The organism is Geobacillus sp. G4, from assembly GCF_040327975.1.
GTDB classification, from domain to species: domain Bacteria; phylum Bacillota; class Bacilli; order Bacillales; family Anoxybacillaceae; genus Geobacillus; species Geobacillus thermoleovorans.
Map to the genome: position 1 here is coordinate 1 of NZ_JBEPJY010000042.1, position 2859 is coordinate 2859.

Below are 2859 nucleotides of genomic sequence, written 5' to 3' on the forward strand. Positions count from 1 at the left end.
CGATGGCATCTTGTTGGCTTATTCCTTGGTCACACTAGGGCTGGTTGAGCGCTGACGCTCAACTAGCACCACGGGTTTTCATTGTAAATCATTATAATTTCTTTAATTCAAATGAATCATTCCGCTTCCATTTTATATACAAATTTGGAAGCGGATTTATTGTTGAGTATGGGTTTTTAATGGTTTATGGCAACAAGATGATCCTTGTTTTGCGCCCATTCTTTGAAACATTGAGCACGGAGGATAAAGCAGTCATGGATATTCAGCGTATACTCGTCATTTTCGCTCATCCGGACGATGAGACATTTACAGCCTGCGCTTTGTTGTCGATGTATGCGGGACGAGGAATTCCCATTACATATGTATGTCTAACTTTAGGAGAGATGAGCCGAAATCTTGGAATACCACCTTTTGCAAATCGCGAGACGTTGCCTTCTGTGCGGAAGAAGGAAGTAGAAACAGCATGTGAAATTATCGGCATTTCAGATTTGCGGTTATGGGGATATCGGGACAAAACGTTGGAGTTTGAAGATAAACAGGAGCTCATCCATAAAATTCATTCCGTTATTTTAGAAACAAATCCGTCAATGATTATTACGTTTTACCCTGGATTCGGCGTTCACCCCGATCATAACGCTTGTGGCACTGCGGTGATCCAAGCTCTCAAACGTATTCCAAAAATGGAACGCCCGCTTGTTTACGGTGTTGCATTCGACAAAAACAGCGAAAAAGTGTTGGGTTCCCCTGATGTTGTGTTGGATGTAGCACCATTTATTGAAAAAAAGATTGCAGCTCTTCTCGCGCATCGTTCACAAACGGAATCGCGTCTAAGGTTGATTATCAATCGCGACATACAAGCATTTCCTTGGTTAAAAGAAGAAAAGTTTTGGATCTATAAATGGGATGACTAATGCCACCTTTATTACTTTTTTTAAACCATCAGCCTTTGTGTCTTAACCTAAATTGATCTAAGACACATAGGAATTTTTTGACGAATGCAAGCTAGGGCACCCAATGAATCAGGTGTGATTTTAAATTTTGGAATTAAAAAATGGAAAAGAGGTGAATGGAATTTTTTTATTAAAACTAGCCTTATAATATACATTATATGACTAACAATCTATTCTTTTTTGTGATATACTCGTCATATAATGTTATTTTTTAAACCGATTATTCTCTTTTCTAATCCTTTTAAACTCGTCGTATAAGTGAAAGGGTGGAAAAGATGTTAAATGAGTATGTTACCTACCTTCAGGAAAAAGGTGCTTCCCCAAACACGATCATCTCCTATACGAATGACTTAAATATCTTTTTCAACGATTTACATATCCGTCCTAGCGATTACGTCACGCCGGCCGACATTCGCAAATGGATCCATCAAATGTTGAATCCGGCCGAAGGGAAACCGCTGGCTATCTCCACGATCAATCGCCGGCTCAATTCGCTGCGAAGCTTCTATGCGTGGGCAGTCGAACATCATAAGATCGAACAAAACCCTATGAAAGGCATACAGGATTTAAAATCAGCGGATGAAGATAACGAAAAGATTATGTGGCTCACGGAAGAAGAATTCGAGGATCTGTTGCAACGGATGCGGAAAAAACCGGTTCACAGCAGAGGAGTCGATCCCGAGGAGAAATATCGTCGGGACCGCTCGGTGGTGTATCTGCTTACTTATGCAGGATTGCGGGTGGAAGAGTTATCAAATTTAAAATTAACGGACTTAGATTTAGAGATGAAGCGAATTCGAATCGTGGGAAAAGGGATGAAGGTAAGAACAGTGCCGATCTCGAATATCTTGTTGGCGGAACTCGAGGATTGGCTTAAGTTTCGTGCGGAAATGGCGAAAAAGAAACCGCATGTGGCCGCATCGCCATACGTCTTTTACAGCCAGCGTTCGCCGAAGTTTACGGTGCGGGGTATTCAGCGAATGATCGAAAGCTACAGCCTGCCGAACAAAAAGCTAACCCCTCATATGTTCCGGCATACGTTTTGTAAGTGGATGCTAAAGGCGACGAACAACGATATCGAAAAAGTACGGCGGCTTGCCGGCCATAGCAATATCGCCACGACGTCCCGATACTTAAAAGACAGCTATAGTGATTTGGCGGATGCGGTGGAGGCATTGCCGAAATTTTAATATTAAGGCTGATGAACAGTTTAAATTTAATATTTAAAGAGGATATCCCTTAAAGTTGTAGTTTTTGGGATATCCTCTTGATATTATGGCTCAGTCGCATCATCAACATATGTCCAAGTATTTTTTAACTCCACAGTGCTAAGGTATGATGAAACTAATTCGGATATTTCTTTACTAAATTCGTTTCCATATGATTCATAATTTTTACTCGACGATTTAAAACGACTTATGGCTTTTATTTTTGTTCTATTTTTATTAGTAAATGTTAATTTTTCATTATATACATCACCGTCAGGATTAATCATATCAATTTCTATAAAACCTTTTTTTTCATTAGAACGTAAAATTTTGTAATCCATGATTGTTTTTTCGCCTTTATATAACATTATAATTTGATTTTCACTTATGTAATAATGAGCTTTACCTTTATCCAATTTCTCAACCCAATGTCCTATGATTGCTTTTTCAACAGTTGAAGTATCCCTACCACATCCTTCTAGTATAATAATAAAAAATATGATTGGAAGTACAATTTTAGTAAAAACCTTTATATTCATTCTATCCCCCCATATTATAAACCGTATATTTCCAATCAAATTTTATCATAATAATAAGGTCAAGTCCAAATTATTGTGTAAATTCGAGTCAGTCAAGACTTTGTGGAGAACATTTTTTCGGTTCACTACGGGCGTTGTCAATCACTAGTTAGCGAACCATTT

General features: G+C 38.6%; 3 protein-coding genes. 2 read left to right on the plus strand and 1 reads right to left on the minus strand.

Annotation, left to right across the window (positions count from 1 at the left end):
• The first annotated feature begins 254 nt into the window (after nucleotides 1-254).
• Together bshB2 and ABS784_RS16740 are read left to right on the plus strand one after the other, a co-directional pair.
• Nucleotides 255-911 carry a bacillithiol biosynthesis deacetylase BshB2 gene (bshB2, locus tag ABS784_RS16735; RefSeq protein WP_352513334.1) on the plus strand — a complete coding sequence of 219 codons (657 nt, stop codon included), beginning with the start codon at nucleotides 255-257 and terminating at the stop codon, nucleotides 909-911.
• Between the two features lie 314 nt (nucleotides 912-1225).
• Nucleotides 1226-2140 (plus strand): tyrosine-type recombinase/integrase, encoded by a 915-nt coding sequence (locus tag ABS784_RS16740; protein WP_352513336.1) that lies wholly within the window; start codon nucleotides 1226-1228, stop codon nucleotides 2138-2140.
• Nucleotides 2141-2223: 83 nt separating this feature from the next.
• On the opposite strand, the gene ABS784_RS16745 is transcribed toward ABS784_RS16740, so the two are convergent.
• Nucleotides 2224-2697, minus strand: coding sequence for a hypothetical protein (locus ABS784_RS16745; RefSeq protein ID WP_352513338.1), 474 nt, complete (start codon nucleotides 2695-2697; stop codon nucleotides 2224-2226).
• Nucleotides 2698-2859 lie beyond the last annotated feature (162 nt).

Excerpts from the sequence above, each read along its gene's own strand:
- bshB2 (WP_352513334.1), top strand. The coding sequence starts at position 255 with ATGGATATTCAGCGTATACTCGTCATTTTCGCTCATCCGGACGATGAG.
- ABS784_RS16745 (WP_352513338.1), bottom strand. The coding sequence starts at position 2,697 with ATGAATATAAAGGTTTTTACTAAAATTGTACTTCCAATCATATTTTTT.
- ABS784_RS16740 (WP_352513336.1), top strand. The coding sequence starts at position 1,226 with ATGTTAAATGAGTATGTTACCTACCTTCAGGAAAAAGGTGCTTCCCCA.